12 protein-coding genes, 1 tRNA gene and 1 pseudogene are annotated in these 16,376 nt (G+C 59.9%); 6 read left to right on the top strand and 8 right to left on the bottom strand.

The annotated features are described in order from the left end of the window. From J9893_RS13665 to J9893_RS13655, 3 genes are all read left to right on the top strand, one after another. Positions 1 to 77 (top strand) — tRNA-Pro (locus J9893_RS13665). Between the two features lie 120 nt (positions 78 to 197). Further along, positions 198 to 674 carry a hypothetical protein gene (locus tag J9893_RS13660; RefSeq protein WP_041212844.1) on the top strand — a complete coding sequence of 159 codons (477 nt, stop codon included), beginning with the start codon at positions 198 to 200 and terminating at the stop codon, positions 672 to 674. Between the two features lie 203 nt (positions 675 to 877). Next, complete coding sequence (locus J9893_RS13655; RefSeq protein ID WP_041215419.1) at positions 878 to 2,137, top strand: dicarboxylate/amino acid:cation symporter; 1,260 nt, start codon at positions 878 to 880, stop codon at positions 2,135 to 2,137. Between the two features lie 70 nt (positions 2,138 to 2,207). Here the strand turns inward: J9893_RS13655 and J9893_RS13650 are convergent, their stop codons facing one another. Beyond that, positions 2,208 to 2,654, bottom strand: coding sequence for an isoprenylcysteine carboxylmethyltransferase family protein (locus J9893_RS13650; RefSeq protein ID WP_010674336.1), 447 nt, complete (start codon positions 2,652 to 2,654; stop codon positions 2,208 to 2,210). A 179-nt stretch (positions 2,655 to 2,833) separates the two neighbouring features. Between J9893_RS13650 and alr the strand changes: the two genes are divergently transcribed. After that, complete coding sequence (alr, locus tag J9893_RS13645) at positions 2,834 to 4,060, top strand: alanine racemase (protein WP_041212842.1); 1,227 nt, start codon at positions 2,834 to 2,836, stop codon at positions 4,058 to 4,060. Positions 4,061 to 4,114: 54 nt separating this feature from the next. On the opposite strand, the gene J9893_RS13640 is transcribed toward alr, so the two are convergent. The 7 genes from J9893_RS13640 to J9893_RS13610 all read right to left on the bottom strand — a co-directional run bounded on the left by J9893_RS13640 (position 4,115) and on the right by J9893_RS13610 (position 12,059). Next, positions 4,115 to 5,059: a TerC family protein gene (locus J9893_RS13640; RefSeq protein WP_041212841.1), complete on the bottom strand. Its 945-nt coding sequence runs from the start codon at positions 5,057 to 5,059 to the stop codon at positions 4,115 to 4,117. Positions 5,060 to 5,494: 435 nt separating this feature from the next. After that, positions 5,495 to 6,490: a murein tripeptide/oligopeptide ABC transporter ATP binding protein OppF gene (gene oppF / locus J9893_RS13635; RefSeq protein ID WP_010674333.1), complete on the bottom strand. Its 996-nt coding sequence runs from the start codon at positions 6,488 to 6,490 to the stop codon at positions 5,495 to 5,497. Next, a complete protein-coding gene (locus tag J9893_RS13630; protein ID WP_039038983.1) occupies positions 6,491 to 7,471 on the bottom strand; it encodes an ABC transporter ATP-binding protein in 981 nt (326 codons plus the stop codon). Positions 7,472 to 7,579: 108 nt separating this feature from the next. Beyond that, on the bottom strand, positions 7,580 to 8,491 hold the full coding sequence (oppC, locus tag J9893_RS13625; protein ID WP_010674331.1) for an oligopeptide ABC transporter permease OppC: 912 nt from the start codon (positions 8,489 to 8,491) through the stop codon (positions 7,580 to 7,582). A gap of 14 nt (positions 8,492 to 8,505) precedes the next feature. Then, positions 8,506 to 9,426, bottom strand: a complete 921-nt coding sequence (gene oppB / locus J9893_RS13620) for an oligopeptide ABC transporter permease OppB (protein ID WP_010674330.1) — start codon at positions 9,424 to 9,426, stop codon at positions 8,506 to 8,508. 97 nt (positions 9,427 to 9,523) lie between these two features. Continuing rightward, positions 9,524 to 11,143: an ABC transporter substrate-binding protein gene (locus tag J9893_RS13615; RefSeq protein ID WP_103259898.1), complete on the bottom strand. Its 1,620-nt coding sequence runs from the start codon at positions 11,141 to 11,143 to the stop codon at positions 9,524 to 9,526. A 280-nt stretch (positions 11,144 to 11,423) separates the two neighbouring features. After that, positions 11,424 to 12,059: a YchE family NAAT transporter gene (locus J9893_RS13610; RefSeq protein ID WP_010674328.1), complete on the bottom strand. Its 636-nt coding sequence runs from the start codon at positions 12,057 to 12,059 to the stop codon at positions 11,424 to 11,426. Positions 12,060 to 12,891: 832 nt separating this feature from the next. Between J9893_RS13610 and adhE the strand changes: the two genes are divergently transcribed. Together adhE and J9893_RS13600 are read left to right on the top strand one after the other, a co-directional pair. Then, on the top strand, positions 12,892 to 15,567 hold the full coding sequence (gene adhE / locus J9893_RS13605; RefSeq protein ID WP_041215422.1) for a bifunctional acetaldehyde-CoA/alcohol dehydrogenase: 2,676 nt from the start codon (positions 12,892 to 12,894) through the stop codon (positions 15,565 to 15,567). A gap of 110 nt (positions 15,568 to 15,677) precedes the next feature. Then, positions 15,678 to 16,235: pseudogene (locus J9893_RS13600) on the top strand (DUF3391 domain-containing protein); the annotation flags it as partial. Positions 16,236 to 16,376 lie beyond the last annotated feature (141 nt).

The following is a 16,376-nucleotide window of genomic DNA, read 5'->3' as shown; positions in this document are numbered from 1 at the left end:
CGGTGTGTAGCGCAGCCAGGTAGCGCATCTGCATGGGGTGTAGAGGGTCGGAGGTTCGAATCCTCTCACACCGACCAAATTCCCCGAGAAAGGCCTTGTCAGACGACAAGGCCTTTTCTTTTATGGTCTTCCGCCGCGATTGTCTCTCCAACCCCTTTGTGCTGTAGTAAAACCCCCTTTGCCAAGCGGCCCGCATCATGTTGCCTTCCCTTCGTACTTTCTGCACCCTTGCCCTCAGCGCCCTGCTGGTCGGCCAGCTCGCGGGCTGCGCCACCGCCTATGACAGTGAAAAATCGTTCTGGAATGGCCAGACCGGTTTTTCACAGACCCAGCTTGGCCCGGCCCGCTGGCAACTGGAGTTTGTGGGCAACGATCTGGTGGACAGGGAAACGGCGCGCAAATACGTGCTCAAGCGGGCCGGTGAGGTGGCACTGGCAAAGGGATACCCCTGGATTCGGGTCGAGACGCTGACCCTGTCGCGGGATGCCGTCAGGGTCACCCCGACCCGCCCCCAATTCGGGTTCGACGAGTACGAGCCAGACACCTTCATGGACGACATGCAGGTGGAACATCGCACCTCGGCCCTACTCGTCTTCACCCTGGAGGCCAGCCCCCGGGACGCACAGAGCATGGAAGCCGTTTATCTCGCAAAAATTAAAATAAACAGCGATTAATACAAATAAATCACAAGATGCATATCAAATGCAGCTAACAACAGCGCAAAACTCCGAAACAAGTCACTGGATTTCCCCTTCGCGATTAGGCATGCTCCAGCACACCGGCTGTCTGGATTCCACCGCCCGGATCACAAAAAAGGACTGAGGCGGCCCCTCGCCGCCTGCACAGGCATTGCACCTATCGAAACCGGAACTCCCCCATGAAAATGAACAAGTTGACCGTTGCCATCCTCATTGCGATGTTGCTTGGCATCGTGACCGGGCAGGGTTATCGCCTGCTCGCGCCCGCACAGGCCGCAGGCTTTGCCGATGACATCACCCTGCTGACCGACATCTTCCTGCGCCTCATCAAGATGATCATCGCCCCCCTGGTGTTCACCACGCTCGTGGTCGGTATCGCCAAGATGGGCGACACCCGCACCGTGGGCCGCATCGGCGTCAAGACCCTGGGCTGGTTCATGCTCGCCTCCCTGATGTCCCTGACCCTGGGGCTGGTCATGGTCCACCTGATGCAACCTGGGGTGGGGCTCTCCCTCTCCCTGCCCGATGACGGCGCCAGCTCCGGCGTGGTTGCCACTGCCATCTCCCTCAAGGATTTCGTGACCCACGCCATCCCGAAAAGCGTGGTCGAGGCGATGGCCACCAACGAGATCCTGCAGATCGTGGTCTTCTCCCTCTTCTTCGGGCTGGCCGCCGCCGCCCTGGGGGACGACGCCAAGCCCGTGGTCAAGCTGATGGCCAGCGGCGCCGAGATCATGCTCAAGGTGACCGGCTACGTGATGAACTTCGCCCCGTTCGCGGTGTTTGGCGCCATCGCCGCCATGGTCGCCAAGGAGGGGCTCGGCATCCTCGCCACCTATGGCACCTTCATGGCCCAGTTCTATCTGGCGCTCGGCTGCCTCTGGCTGCTGCTCATCGCCATGGGCAGCCTCTTCATCCGCCGCCGCATCCTGACCCTGCTCGCCCTCATCCGCGAGCCCATCCTGCTGGCCTTCTCCACCGCCAGCTCCGAGGCTGCCTACCCCAAGACCCTGGACAGACTGGAGAAATTTGGCTGTGACAAGCGCATCGCCAGCTTCGTGCTCCCCATGGGCTACTCCTTCAACCTGGACGGCTCCATGATGTACTGCACCTTCGCGGTGATGTTCATCGCCCAGGCCTATGGCATCGAGCTCTCCACGGCCCAGCAGATCACCATGCTGCTGCTGCTGATGGTTACTTCCAAGGGAATGGCCGGGGTGCCCCGCGCCTCCCTGGTGGTGATTGCCGCCACCCTCAACCAGTTCCACATCCCGGAAGCGGGCATCCTGCTGCTGCTCGGCATCGACCACTTCCTCGACATGGGGCGCTCCGCCACCAACGTGCTGGGCAACGCCATCGCCGCGAGCGTGGTGGCCAAGAGCGAAGACAGCCTGGGGGAGACCGCCCCCCTCGGCGAGGTGGACACCGCCAAGGCGTGATCCCCTGACCCCCATGACAACGGCCCGCCTCTGCGGGCCGTTGTCATATGCCTGATGGGGCACGCCCGCCTCAGCACCAGCGCCTGACCTGTCGGCAATAGTCGTCATAGGCATCGCCGAATTGTCGCCGCAGCGCCTGCTCCTCAGCCAGGATCTGGAAGCGGGTAAGCCAGCCCCAGAGCAGCAGCGGCCCGAGCCACACTGCCATGCCTCCCAGATAGCACGCCAGCGCCAGGGTCCAGCAGAGCAGCCCCAGGTACATGGGATTGCGGCTGATGCGATAGACGCCCCGAGTCACCAGCACCCGGCTGCTCTCCAGCCGCTGGGGGTGCACGGTGGTGCGCTGCTGCCAGAAATGCAGAAGCGCACCGCCTCCCAGCAGGGCTCCCGCCAGCCACAGCGTGGCGACCAGCACCAGCCACAGGGGCGCTGCCCTCCCCTCGCCCCGCCCCAGCCACATGGCGAGCACGATGACGACGAACAGCAGCAGCGGTGGAATCCGCAACGTCAGCTTCATATTTTCTTCCTGCAACACGTGCCACGATTGACGCCGTTGAGATACACTCCCAGAGTCGGCATCTGGATAAAAAATGAAATATATCATTAGCATAGCAACATGCTATGACCAGCCATGCCGCAGCTCGCCTCAGCGATGAGCCCAGCCTCAACTCAAGACAATAAGAAAGGACTTGCCCCATGCACAAGAAAACACTGCTCGCGACCCTGATCTTTGGCCTGCTGGCCGGCCAGGCGGTCGCCGCCCCCTATCTGCCGCTCGCCGACGACCACCGCAACGGTCAGGAACAGACCGCCGCCAACGCCTGGCTGGAAGTGGATCTCGGTGCCTTCGAGCACAACATCCAGACCCTGAAAAATCGCCTCGGTGACAAGGGCCCGCAGATCTGCGCCATCATGAAGGCGGACGCCTACGGTCACGGCATCGACCTGCTGGTCCCCTCGGTGGTCAAGGCAGGCATCCCCTGCATCGGCATCGCCAGCAACGAAGAAGCACGTGTTGCCCGCGAGAAGGGCTTCGAAGGTCGCCTGATGCGGGTGCGTGCCGCCACCCCGGATGAAGTGGAGCAGGCCCTGCCCTACAAGCTGGAGGAGCTCATCGGCAGCCTGGAGAGCGCCAAGGGGATCGCCGGCATCGCCCAGCGCCATCACACCAACATCCCGGTGCACATCGGCCTGAACTCCGCCGGCATGAGCCGCAACGGCATCGATCTTCGCCAGGACGATGCCAAGGCCGATGCCCTGGCCATGCTCAAGCTCAAGGGGATCACCCCGGTCGGCATCATGACCCACTTCCCGGTGGAGGAGAAAGAGGACGTCAAGCTGGGGCTGGCCCAGTTCAAGCTGGACTACCAGTGGCTCATCGACGCCGGCAAGCTGGATCGCAGCAAGCTCACCATCCACGCCGCCAACTCCTTCGCCACCCTGGAAGTGCCGGAAGCCTACTTTGACATGGTGCGCCCGGGCGGCATCATCTATGGCGACACCATTCCCTCCTACACCGAGTACAAGAAGGTGATGGCGTTCAAGACCCAGGTCGCCTCCGTCAACCACTACCCGGCGGGCAACACCGTCGGCTATGACCGCACCTTCACCCTCAAGCGCGACTCCCTGCTGGCCAACCTGCCGATGGGCTACTCCGACGGCTACCGCCGCGCCATGAGCAACAAGGCCTATGTGCTGATCCATGGCCAGAAGGCCCCCGTCGTGGGCAAGACTTCCATGAACACCACCATGGTGGACGTCACCGACATCAAGGGGATCAAACCCGGTGACGAGGTGGTCCTGTTCGGACGCCAGGGTGATGCCGAAGTGAAACAATCTGATCTGGAGGAGTACAACGGTGCCCTCTTGGCGGACATGTACACCGTCTGGGGCTACACCAACCCCAAGAAGATCAAGCGCTAAGCAAATTGCTGACATGAAAAAGGGCTCCCTCGGGAGCCCTTTTTACTGCGCCGTTCACGCCGTCTTTTTGCGGGTCATCAGCAGACTCAGCCCCATGGAGGCCAGCAGGATCAGCGCCACCACGCCAAGGGCGATGCCGGTCGGTATCTTGAAGATATCGAGCAGCAACATCTTGACCCCGATGAACATCAGGATCAGCGCCAGGCCGTATTTGAGCAGGGCGAAGCGATCGGCCACCCCGGCCAGCAGGAAGTACATGGCGCGCAGCCCCATGATGGCGAAGATGTTGGAGGTGAGCACGATGAAGGGATCCGTGGTCACCGCGAAGATGGCCGGGATACTGTCCACCGCGAAGATGAGGTCGCTCACCTCCACCAGCACCAGGATGAGCAGCAGCGGGGTCGCGTAGCGCACACCGTCACGCCAGACGAAGAACTTCTCCCCCTCCAGCGTCTCGGTCACCTTGAAGCGACGACGCATCCAACCGAGCAGGGCATTGTTCTCGAGATCCGGCTCCTTGTCGGCCGCCCACAGCATCTTGGCACCGGTCAGCAGCAGGAAGGCCCCGAACAGGTAGAGGATCCAGTGGAACTGCTCGATGAGCCAGCTGCCCGCGAACACCATGCCGGCGCGCATCACGATGGCCCCCAGCACCCCGTAGAGCAGGACCCGGCGCTGCAGCTCCGCCGGGATGGCGAAGTAGCCGAACAGCATCAGCCAGACGAAGACGTTGTCCACCGCTAGTGCCTTTTCGATGAGGTAGCCGGTGAGAAACTCCAGCCCCTTCTGGTTCGCGATCTCGCGCCCGGCACTGTGATCCAGCCAGAGCCAGATGGCCAGGTTGAACAGGAGCGCCACGCTGACCCAGATGAGAGACCAGATGCCCGCCTCTTTCAGGGACACCTTGTGCGCCTTGCCGCCACCGACAAAGCGGATATCAATCCACAACAGGACCAGCACTATGCTGAAGAAACCGGTCCACATCCACCATTCACCCATGTTCACTTCTCCCAAAACGACAAAACCCACGGCCGGGAGGCAGTGGGTTCGCGTTTGGAGCAGATACACCTTGCCTCTCGGCAAGGTCTCACTTACAGCCGATTGACATCGACTGCCCGGCTGCCGGGTGCACTGCAGGATATGGGTGCACCGTAATGACGACAAACCGGCGAGAAGTTACTCCCCTTGTGCGGCGGATAGTAGCAGCGACAACCGCTGGCGCCAAGAGGCATCTTATCCCCCATGCAATAAAAAGGGCGCCAGCACGCGCCCTTCTCGATACGGTTCTCCTTAAAACCTGTTTACGAGCTGTCGCGAGAGGTCGTCAACAAGGTAAAGAGCAGCGCAGGAACCGGAAGGTATATGAATACATGAGGATTCCGAACAGCGCATGAGCCTTGATCACGGCCTCGCAGCAAGATCGTTAACAGGTTCTCAGAGCGGATCCACCTTGAGACAGGAGACCGCATGGTCGAAGTTGCCCTCGAGCTGGGGCCGGGTCTTGGCGCACTCCGGACCTGCCACCGGGCAGCGGGTACGGAACACGCAACCGGAGGGCGGATTCATGGGGGATGGCAGGTCCCCTTCTAGGATCTGGATGACCTTGCTGCGCTCCAGATCCGGATCCGGGATGGGGACCGCCGACATCAGCGCCTTGGTATAGGGGTGCAGGGGATTGGCGAAGATCTCCTTGCCGGTCCCCAGCTCCACCGCGTTGCCCAGGTACATCACCAGCACCCGATCGGAGATGTGTTTGACCACGGAGAGGTCGTGGGCGATGAAGATGAGGGAGAGACCCATCTCCTTTTGCAGGGATTTGAGCAGGTTCACCACCTGAGCCTGGATGGAGACATCCAGCGCCGAGACCGGCTCGTCACAGATGATCATCTTGGGCTCGAGGATGAGCGCCCGGGCGATGCCGATGCGCTGGCACTGGCCGCCGGAGAACTCATGGGGATAACGGTTCACCAGGTTCGGCAACAGACCCACCTTGGTCATCATGGCGCGCACCTTCTCCTTCACCTCTTCCCTTGGCAGGGTAGGGTAGAAGGTGATGAGGGGCTCGGCGATGATGTCCCCTATGGTCATGCGGGGGTTCAGGGAGGCCAGCGGGTCCTGGAAGATCATCTGGATCTCCTTGCGCTTCTCCCGCAGGGCGTTCTGCTCGAGCTTGGTCAAGTCCTGCCCAAGCCACACCACCTTGCCGTCAGTGGCCGGTACCAGGCCGATGAGGGCACGGGCGAAGGTGGATTTGCCGCAACCGGACTCCCCCACTACGCCCAGGGTCTCCCCTTCGTAGAGGCGCAGGGTCACCCCGTCCACCGCCTTCAGGGCGGAGGGCTTGGCCCAGGGCCAGGCCTTGTCACTCTTGATATGGAAGTGAACCTTGAGGTCGGACACTTCCAGCAGCAGTTTCTTGTCAGTACCCATTTAGTTCACTCCCTTGATCATGGCATCCGATACCCAGTGGCACGCCCGCTCCCGGCCGTCGTTGAACGGCGTCAGGATCGGCGATTGCTGGCCACAAATCTCGCTCACCCGGTGGCAACGCTCCTGGAAGGGGCAGCCGGTGGGCAAACGCAGCAGGTTGGGCGGATTGCCCGGAATGGTGGGTAGCTCTTCCCCCTCGGTGTCGAGGCGGGGAATGGCGCGCAGCAAGCCTTCGGTATAGGGGTGGCTCGGGCGATAGAAGATATCGTTGACCCGGCCGTACTCCATGGTCCGGCCTGCGTACATCACCAGCACCTTGTCGCAGATGCCGGCCACGACGCCAAGATCATGGGTGATCATGATGATGGCGGTGTTGAACTCGCGCTTGAGCTCGTTCATCAGGGTCATGATCTGGGCCTGTACCGTCACGTCCAGCGCCGTGGTCGGCTCGTCGGCGATGAGTAGCTGCGGCCGGCACAGGAGCGCCATGGCGATCATCACCCGCTGGCGCATGCCGCCGGAGAACTCGTGGGGGTACATGTTCATCCGCTTGCGCGACTCGGGGATCTTCACCGCGTCCAGCATGCGCACCGACTCCTCGAAGGCGGCAGCCTTGGTCATCCCCTTGTGCAGCATCAGCACTTCCATCAGCTGATCCTTGACCTTCATGTAGGGGTTCAGCGACGTCATGGGGTCCTGGAAGATCATGGCGATCTTCTCGGAGCGGATCTTGTTGAGCTTGTGCTCCGGCAGATTGAGGATCTCGTCCCCCTGAAATTTGGCCGAGCCGGTGATGACACCGTTCTTGGCCAGCAGCCCCATGATGGCAAAGGCAGTCTGGGACTTGCCTGAGCCTGACTCCCCGACGATCCCCAGGGTTTCGCCGGCAGAAAGAGAAAAGTTGAGGTCGTTGACGGCCACCACATTGCCGTCCGGGGTCTTGAACTCGACCCGCAGATCTTTCACATCCAGTAATTTCATCTCAGTACTCCTTATCGCGCTGTCGTGATGGGGGCCTGCCCGTGGTGAACGCGGTGCGTTCCCTGAACGGGTCTGATGGCCCCTTGGCGTCTTGCCGGTCCCTGGGTATCAGCGATCCTTGGGATCCAGGGCATCACGCAGACCATCCCCGAGGAAGTTGAAGCAGAACAGGGTCACCACCATGAAACCGGCGGGGAACAGGAGTTGCCAGATGGCCACTTCCATCGACTTGGAGCCTTCATCCAGCAGGGCGCCCCAGCTGGTCATGGGCTCTTGCACGCCCAGACCCAGGAAGCTCAGGAAGGATTCGAACATGATCATCCCCGGCACCAGCAGGGTGGCGTAAACCGCCACTATGCCGAGCACGTTGGGCACGATATGACGGGTGATGATCTTCCACTTGGAGACGCCGCAGACGTGGGCCGCCTCGATGAACTCCTTGCTCTTGAGACTCAGGGTCTGGCCGCGCACGATCCGCGCCATGTCGAGCCAGCTCACCGCCCCGATGGCGAGGAAAATGAGGGCCAGGTTGCGACCGAAGAAGGTCACCAGCATGATCACGAAGAACATGAAGGGGAAGGCGTTGAGGATCTCAAGCACGCGCATCATCAGGCTGTCGACGCGACCACCGATGAAGCCGGACGCGGCGCCGTAGAGGGTGCCGATGATGACGGCCACCAGGGCCCCCATGATGCCGACCATCAGGGAGATGCGTCCGCCGAGCAGGGTACGCACGAACAGGTCGCGCCCCAGGCTGTCGGTGCCGAACCAGTGGCCGGTCTCCATGTCCGGGGCACTCTGCATGGCCCCCCAGTCCGGGTCATCGAAGGTGTATTGGGACAGATGTGGCCCCACGATCACCGCCAGACCGATGATGGTCAGGATGATGAGGCTGGTCAGGGCCGCCTTGTTGCGCAGGAAACGTCGACGGGCATCCTTCCACAGGGAGCGTCCTTCCACCACTTCCACTTTCTGGGCGAACGCCTCGACGGCTTCGCGCTTTTCAGTTGTGACTACCATGATGAACTCCCGGCTTAGTAACGGATCTTGGGATCGATGACGGCATAGAGAATATCGACCACGGCGTTAAAGGTGATGGTGAGGGCGCCGACCAGAATGGTCAGACCGAGCACCATGGAGTAATCACGGTTGAGGGCACCGTTGACGAACAGCTGGCCGATCCCCGGCAGGCCGAAGATGGTCTCGATGACCACGGAGCCGGTGATGATGCCCACGAAGGCCGGTCCCAGGTAGGAGACCACCGGCAGCATGGCCGGGCGCAGCGCGTGCTTGAGGATGATGTGGCGCAGGGGCAGCCCCTTGGCGCGGGCGGTACGGATGAAGTTGGAGTTCATGGTCTCGATCATGCTGCCGCGCATGATGCGGGAGATGGCCGAGATGTAGTACATCATCATGCCGAATACCGGCAGTACCATGAACTGGGCGCCGCCCCCCTGCCAGCCTCCCGCCGGGAACCAGCCCAGATAGATACTGAAGAAGAGCACCAGCAGCGGTGCCAGCACGAAGCCGGGTATCACCACCCCGGCCATGGCCGACGACATCAACAGGTAGTCGATGAGGGTGTTCTGTTTCAGGGCAGCAATGGTGCCGAAGGTGACCCCCAGGGTCACTGCCAGCAGGAAGGCGACCGAGCCTATCTTGGCGGAGACAGGCAGGGCCTGGCTCACCAGATCATTGACGGTGAAGTCCTTGTATTTGAAGGAAGGCCCCAGATCCCCCTGGACCAGGTTGCCGAGGTAAGTGAGGTATTGCATGCCGATGGGCTTGTCCAGGCCATATTTGGCTTCGATGTTGGCCAGGACTTCCGGCGGCAGGGCGCGTTCGCTGGTGAAGGGGTTACCCGGGGCGAAGCGCATCATGAAGAAGGAGACGGTGATCAAGACCAGCAGAGTCGGGATCGCTTCCAGTAGACGTTTAAGGATGAATTTCAACATAGACATTTCCTGTCCTGTACTGCTTCCAAAGGGTCGCGGTTGTAATAAAGGCCCGCCGTCTGGCGGGCCCTGCTTGTTATGCGACTTGTTTCTTTACTCAGTGAGCAACGATGTACATGTCTTTGCTGTAGATGTTGTCCAGCGGGTTGGCCGGGTAGCCGCCCACGTAGGGCTTGACCATGCGGGAGGTCACGTACTGATAGATGGGGGCGATCGGCATGTCCTTGGCCAGGATCTCTTCGGCCTGGACATAGAGCTTGTTGCGCGCCTCGGCATCCACCTGGTTGCGGGACTCGCTCATCAGCTTGTCGAACGTCGGGTTGGAGTATTTGCCGTCGTTGTTGCCGTGGGTGGTCTGCATCAGATCCAGCATGGAGGAGGCTTCGTTGTAGTCCGCAATCCAGCCGGCGCGGCCCACGTCGAAGTTACCCTGCTTCTTGGTCTCCAGGTAGGTCTTCCACTCCTGGTTCACCAGGCTCACCTGCACGCCGAGCTTCTTCCACATGGAGGCGACGGCCACGGCCACCTTTTTGTGGTTGTCGTCGGTGTTGTAGAGCAGCTCGAACTTGAGCGGCTTGCCCGGGCCGTAACCGGCTTCGGTCAGCAGCTCTTTCGCCTTGGTATCGCGCTCTGCCTGGGTCAGCTTGGACCAGGCCGGCGCCACCGGCTTGAAGCCATCTACAAAATCAGGCACGAGCGTGTAGCCCGGGGTTTCACCCTTGCCCATCACCTTGTCGGCGATCACGTTGCGATCGATGGCATAGGAGAGGGCGGTACGCACCCGCACGTCGTCAAACGGCTTGTGCTTGAAGTTGTACTGGTAGTAGTAGGTGCCCACATAGCCGCTGACCTTTACTTCGTCCGGCAGCTCTTTCTTCATCTGCTTGAAGCGTTCGATGGGCATGTTGTAGGTCAGATCCACTTCGCCAGCCAGATAGCGGTTCAGCTCGGCGTTGGTGGACTGGATGGGCAGGTAGGTCACCTTGTTGATGACGGTCTTGCCGTTGTTCCAGTAGTTGGGGTTGCGCTCGACGTCGACGCGCTCGTTGACCACCCAGTCCTTCAGCACGTAGGCGCCGTTGGATACCATGTTGCCGGGCTGGGTCCACTTGTCACCGAACTTCTCGATCACCTTCTTCGGGACCGGATAGGTGGTGGTGTGGGAGAGCATGCTGACGAAGTAAGGCACCGCCTTCTCCAGCTGCACCTCGAAGGTGTGATCGTCCACCGCCTTCACGCCCAGGGTGTCGGCCGGCTTCTTGCCCGCGATGATGTCGGAGGCATTGATGATGGTCGGGATCTCCATGTACCAGGAGTAGGGAGAGGCCGTCTTGGGATCCACCGCGCGCTGGAAGGCAAAGACGAAGTCATGAGCGGTGACGGGATCCCCGTTGGACCACTTGGCATCCTTGCGCAGGTGGAACACGTAGTGTTTGTTGTCCTTGGTTTCCCAGGACTCGGCGACGCCGGGCAGGGTTTCGCCCTTGGGGCCGGAGGAGACGAGACCTTCGAACAGGTCACGCAATACGTTGGATTCGGGGGTACCTTCCACTTTCTGGGGATCCAGGGTGGCGGGTTCGGAACCATTGCCTTTCACCAGGGTTTGCTCGGGAGCAAGCTTGGTACCGGCGGGGACATCGGCGGCGTGAGCCAGGGTGGCGCCACCGAAAAGTGCAGTCAATAAAAGGGTATTAATAATTGTTTTTCTATGAGTCATTTCCATACTCCAACAAGAACATTCCATGCATTTGTTATCCACGAGACAAACACCTCGCTGCCCGCATAATTCCCTGACAATTCTGATAATGCAATAGATATCATCAGGAACAGGCCGCTTTCATGGTCAAAAAAACAACTTAAAACCATTTATTCAGCATTTAAATATCCCGCAGCGGTCATTTTTCGTACAATGCCGCTCGATTCTAGGAAATGACCAACAAAAAAGAAACAATAAAAAGCCGGTCACAAGGACCGGCTCCGACAAAAACGGACCTGGCTCACACCAGACCGGGGAAGACTCCCTTGATGCCCGCCACGATGATCTCGATGCCAAGGGACATCATGATGAGACCCATGATACGGGTCACCACGTTGATGCCGGTGTTGCCCATCAGCTTGAACAGCAGGGGAGCGGCGCGGAAGATGAGCCAGGAGCAGCAGGCAAACGCCACCACCACCACGAACATGCCGGCCATCTGGGGCAGGGTCTTCTGGCTGGCATAGACGATGGAAGAGGAGATGGCACCGGGTCCGGCCATCAGCGGCAGTGCCAGGGGCACCACGGCAATGGATTCACGCGCAGCCAGTTCACCCTTCTCCTGCTTGTTGTGCTTCACCTCCCCCAGCTTGCCCTGCAGCATCGACCAGGCGATCAGGGTGATCAGCGAGCCACCGGCAATGCGAAACGATGCCAGGGAGATGCCGAAACTGTCGAGGATGAGCTGTCCCATGCACATGGAGACCATCAGGATGATCATCACGGCAATGTGGGCGGTGGTGTTGGTCTTGCGTCGCTCCTCCGGCGACATGTGGCCCGTCAGGCTCACAAAGACCGGCAACAGACCCAGCGGGTTGATGATCGCAAACAGGCCGACGAAAAATTTCAGGTATAAAGAGAAGTCTATTGCTGCCATAGGCGCCATCCAGAACCAATACGAGCCACAAGGGGCCAGCCCCCAAACTGCGCGTAAATTTACACCATAGCTTTTCCCTTCTCCAATCAAATAATCTCACCCTTACCGGGGCTTTTCAGTTAGTTCCGCTAATGTAGCGACAAAATTCAACATATCGGGTTGTTAAGGGAGAGAGGCCGCCATTAACATCGCCGGGTGCCATGGCATCGCGTTATATCAACCCTCAGCCAAGAAACGATATTTTCGGCAAATGGCACCCTTGCTTCTCACCACGCCTGCTTGCCGCCCCCACCCGCTCCTGTGACCCCGATTTTGGCCTTTCTCACCCTGGTGCGGCGCCAGTGGGGCCGGCTGTGAAGAGGTGACAAGCTCCCTGCCACCGCCAGATGTGCTGTTTCGCCAGGGCGACTGGATGAAAACAACAACCCCTTTCTCAACATAAATGAAACGTCAGGGGGCTGGGCGTTCTGCCGCCATCACGGCAATGCCACCTCCCCCCATCCCGGTCAAGGCGAGAATTCATCGGATCCCCTTCCCAGAGCAGATATTCCAAGGGCGCGTGACAGCAGCTCGTGATGCCAAGAAAGGATGACACACTCCCGTAACATAGTGGTGCGACAAGGGGTGAAACAAAATTTCTTTTGTTCTTTTGTTACATATGATCCAGATCAATCTTTTCTGACACATCCCGACCCTATAATCGAGCCAGAAAACAGTTTACTAAGGCATGTAAATACCCCGTTATGGTGATTCTCGCCTTGACAAGGTGGCTATAATTGCCGGGCATTGCCAAGGTCTTACTAAACAGTTTTCAAATCATCAGGAGATAAACATGGCAGTAACCAATTTGGCTGAACTGGATGCACTGGTTGCCCGCGTCAAAGAAGCACAGCGTCAATTCGCCAGCTTCTCGCAAGAGCAGGTAGACAAGGTCTTCCGTGCCGCCGCCCTGGCCGCCAGCAACGCCCGTATCCCCCTGGCCCAGATGGCCGTGGCTGAATCCGGTATGGGTATCATCGAAGACAAGGTTATCAAGAACCACTTCGCCTCCGAATACATCTACAACGCCTATAAAGATGAAAAGACCTGCGGCATCCTGAGCCAGGACGACGAGATGGGCACCATCACCATCGCCGAGCCGGTAGGCATCATCTGCGGTATCGTACCGACCACCAACCCGACTTCCACTGCGATCTTCAAGGCCCTCATCTCCCTGAAGACCCGCAATGCCATCATCTTCTCCCCGCACCCCCGCGCCAAGAACTCCACCAATACCGCTGCCAAGCTGGTACTGGATGCAGCCGTGGCTGCCGGTGCGCCGAAAGACATCATCGGCTGGATTGATCAACCCTCCGTCGAACTCTCCAATGCCCTGATGCGTCACGACGACATCAACCTGATCCTGGCCACTGGTGGCCCGGGCATGGTGAAGGCCGCCTACTCCTCCGGCAAACCCGCCATCGGCGTGGGTGCGGGCAACGTGCCCATCGTCATCGACGAAACCGCCGACGTGAAGCGTGCCGTCGCCTCCATCCTGATGTCCAAGACCTTCGACAACGGCGTGGTCTGTGCCTCCGAGCAGGCTGTCATCGTGGTCGACTCCATCTACAACCAGGTCAAGGAGCGTTTCGCGACCCACGCCGGCTACATCCTCTCCAAGGACGAAGCGGACAAGGTGCGTAAAGTGCTGCTGATCAACGGCGCCCTGAACGCCGACATCGTGGGCCAGCCGGCCACCAAGATCGCCGCCATGGCCGGTGTGACCGTGCCTGCCACCACCAAGATCCTCATCGGTGAAGGTCTGGAACTCTGCGCAGAAGACGAGTTCGCTCACGAGAAACTCTCCCCGACGCTGGGTATGTTCCGTGCCAAGAACTTCGAAGAAGCCGTCGAAATGGCCTGCGACATGGTCAACATCGGTGGTATCGGCCACACCTCCGGTCTCTATACCGACCAGGATCGCAATGCCGACCGCATCAAGTACTTCGGCGACAAGATGAAGACCGCCCGTATCCTCATCAACACCCCCTCCACCCAGGGTGGTATCGGTGACCTGTACAACTTCGCGCTGGCCCCGTCCCTGACCCTGGGTTGCGGCTCCTGGAGTGGTAACTCCATCTCCGAGAACGTCGGACCCAAGCACTTGATCAACAAGAAGACAGTCGCAAAACGGGCAGAAAATATGCTGTGGCACAAACTTCCGAAATCCATCTACTTCCGTCGTGGTTCCCTGCCGATCGCCCTGGGCGACCTGGAAGGCAAGAAGCGCGCCATGGTGGTGACCGACCGCTTCCTGTTCAACAACGGCTATGCCGATGAAGTGGTTCGCCTGCTCAAGAAGCTGAACATGGAAGTGGAGATCTTCTACGAAGTGGAAGCCGACCCCACCCTGTCCGTGGTCCGCAAGGGCGCCGAGATGGCCAACTCCTTCAAGCCGGACGTGATCGTCGCCCTGGGTGGTGGTTCACCCATGGATGCCGCCAAGATCATGTGGGTCATGTACGAGCACCCGGACACCGCGTTCGAAGACCTGGCCATGCGCTTCATGGACATCCGCAAGCGTATCTACAAGTTCCCGAAAATGGGCGTGAAGGCCGAACTGGTCTGTATCACCACCACGTCCGGTACCGGTTCTGAAGTGACCCCGTTTGCGGTCGTGACCGACGACGCCACCGGCATGAAGTACCCGCTGGCCGACTACGAGCTGACCCCGAACATGGCCATCGTGGATGCCAACCTGGTGATGGGCATGCCCAAATCCCTGTGTGCCTTCGGTGGTATCGACGCAGTGACCCACGCCATGGAAGCCTATGTCTCCGTGCTGGCCAACGAATACTCCGACGGTCAGGCGCTACAAGCCCTGAAACTGCTGAAGGACTACCTGCCCTCCAGCTACATCAACGGCGCCAACGACCCGGTTGCCCGCGAGAAGGTGCACAACGCCGCCACCATCGCTGGTATCGCGTTTGCCAACGCCTTCCTGGGTGTGTGCCACTCCATGGCCCACAAACTGGGTGCGGAGTTCCACATCCCCCACGGTCTGGCCAACGCCCTGCTGATCAGCAACGTCATCCGCTACAACGCGAACGACAACCCGACCAAGCAGACCGCGTTCTCCCAGTACGACCGTCCGCAGGCTCGCCGTCGCTACGCCGAAGTGGCTGACCACCTGGGCCTGACCGCTGCCGGTGACCGTACCGCCGCCAAGATCGAGAAGCTGCTGACCTGGCTGGACGAGCTGAAGGCCACCCTGGGGATCCCGGCCTCCATCCGCGAAGCCGGCGTGAACGAAGCGGACTTCCTGGCCAAGGTAGACCAGCTGGCCCTGGAAGCCTTCGATGACCAGTGCACCGGCGCCAACCCGCGCTACCCGCTGATCACCGAGCTGAAAGCCATCCTGATGGACACCTACTACGGCCGTCCCTTCATCGAGGAAGCCCCTGCTGCCGCCCCGGTTGCAGCCAAGGTCGACACCAAGGTGGACAACAAGAAAAAATCCAAGGCCTGATAAACGCCACGGATGACAAGAGCCCGCGCACATGCGCGGGCTTTTTTGTTTGTCTATCTGTTTAATTTTGCTAGCTTGTTGATAGGCAAATTCGACAGAAGAGCTAGTCCATGGCGCTGATACAGGCCTCCATCGAGCAGTTGAGAGTCGGCCACTACATCCATCTTCCCACGGGATGGACGAGCCACCCTTTCATGTTCAACGCCTTCAAAATCAAGGACCAGCAGCAGCTCGACATCATCCGCCACCTCGACCTGACCCTGCTGATGGTGGATCCCGACAAGAGCGATCTGCCGGTAGAGCCCCTGCTGCGGGCCGAACCCGTTCCCTCTCTTGAGATGAGCGACACCGGGGATACCGCCCCCTCTTCTGAGGGCCCCACCTTCGACGAAAAGGCGTTCAGGCGCTCCCTTCGCATCGCGGACAAGGCGTTCGGTCAATCCCTGTCAGATCTTCGCGACGCCCTTGGCGCCCTCAACCTCAAACCGGACGAAGGCCTGGCCAATACTGCGCAGATAGTGCGCAGCACCGCCGCCCGTCTGGCAGAACACCAGGGGCCGCTCGGTCTGCACCTCATCCGCAGCCAGAACACGGATACCCTGCTGCAACACAGCCTGAGCGTGGCCTTCATCGCCATGCTGGTGGCACGGGAGCTTGGCATGAATCCGACATTCCGCACCTGATTTAGGAATAAATTTGCCGATAGCGCTCACCCAATACCTCCAAAATGATCTGCTGGTCTCCTGTTAGCTCCGTTACTTGTGGCGGAGCTTCTCCCAGTCGATATTCATGGATGCCACCAAAGCGCA

It is taken from the genome of Aeromonas sp. MaB10011B (assembly GCF_017939325.1).
Lineage (GTDB): Bacteria > Pseudomonadota > Gammaproteobacteria > Enterobacterales > Aeromonadaceae > Aeromonas > Aeromonas caviae.
This window is presented reverse-complemented; position numbering and strand designations above follow the sequence as displayed.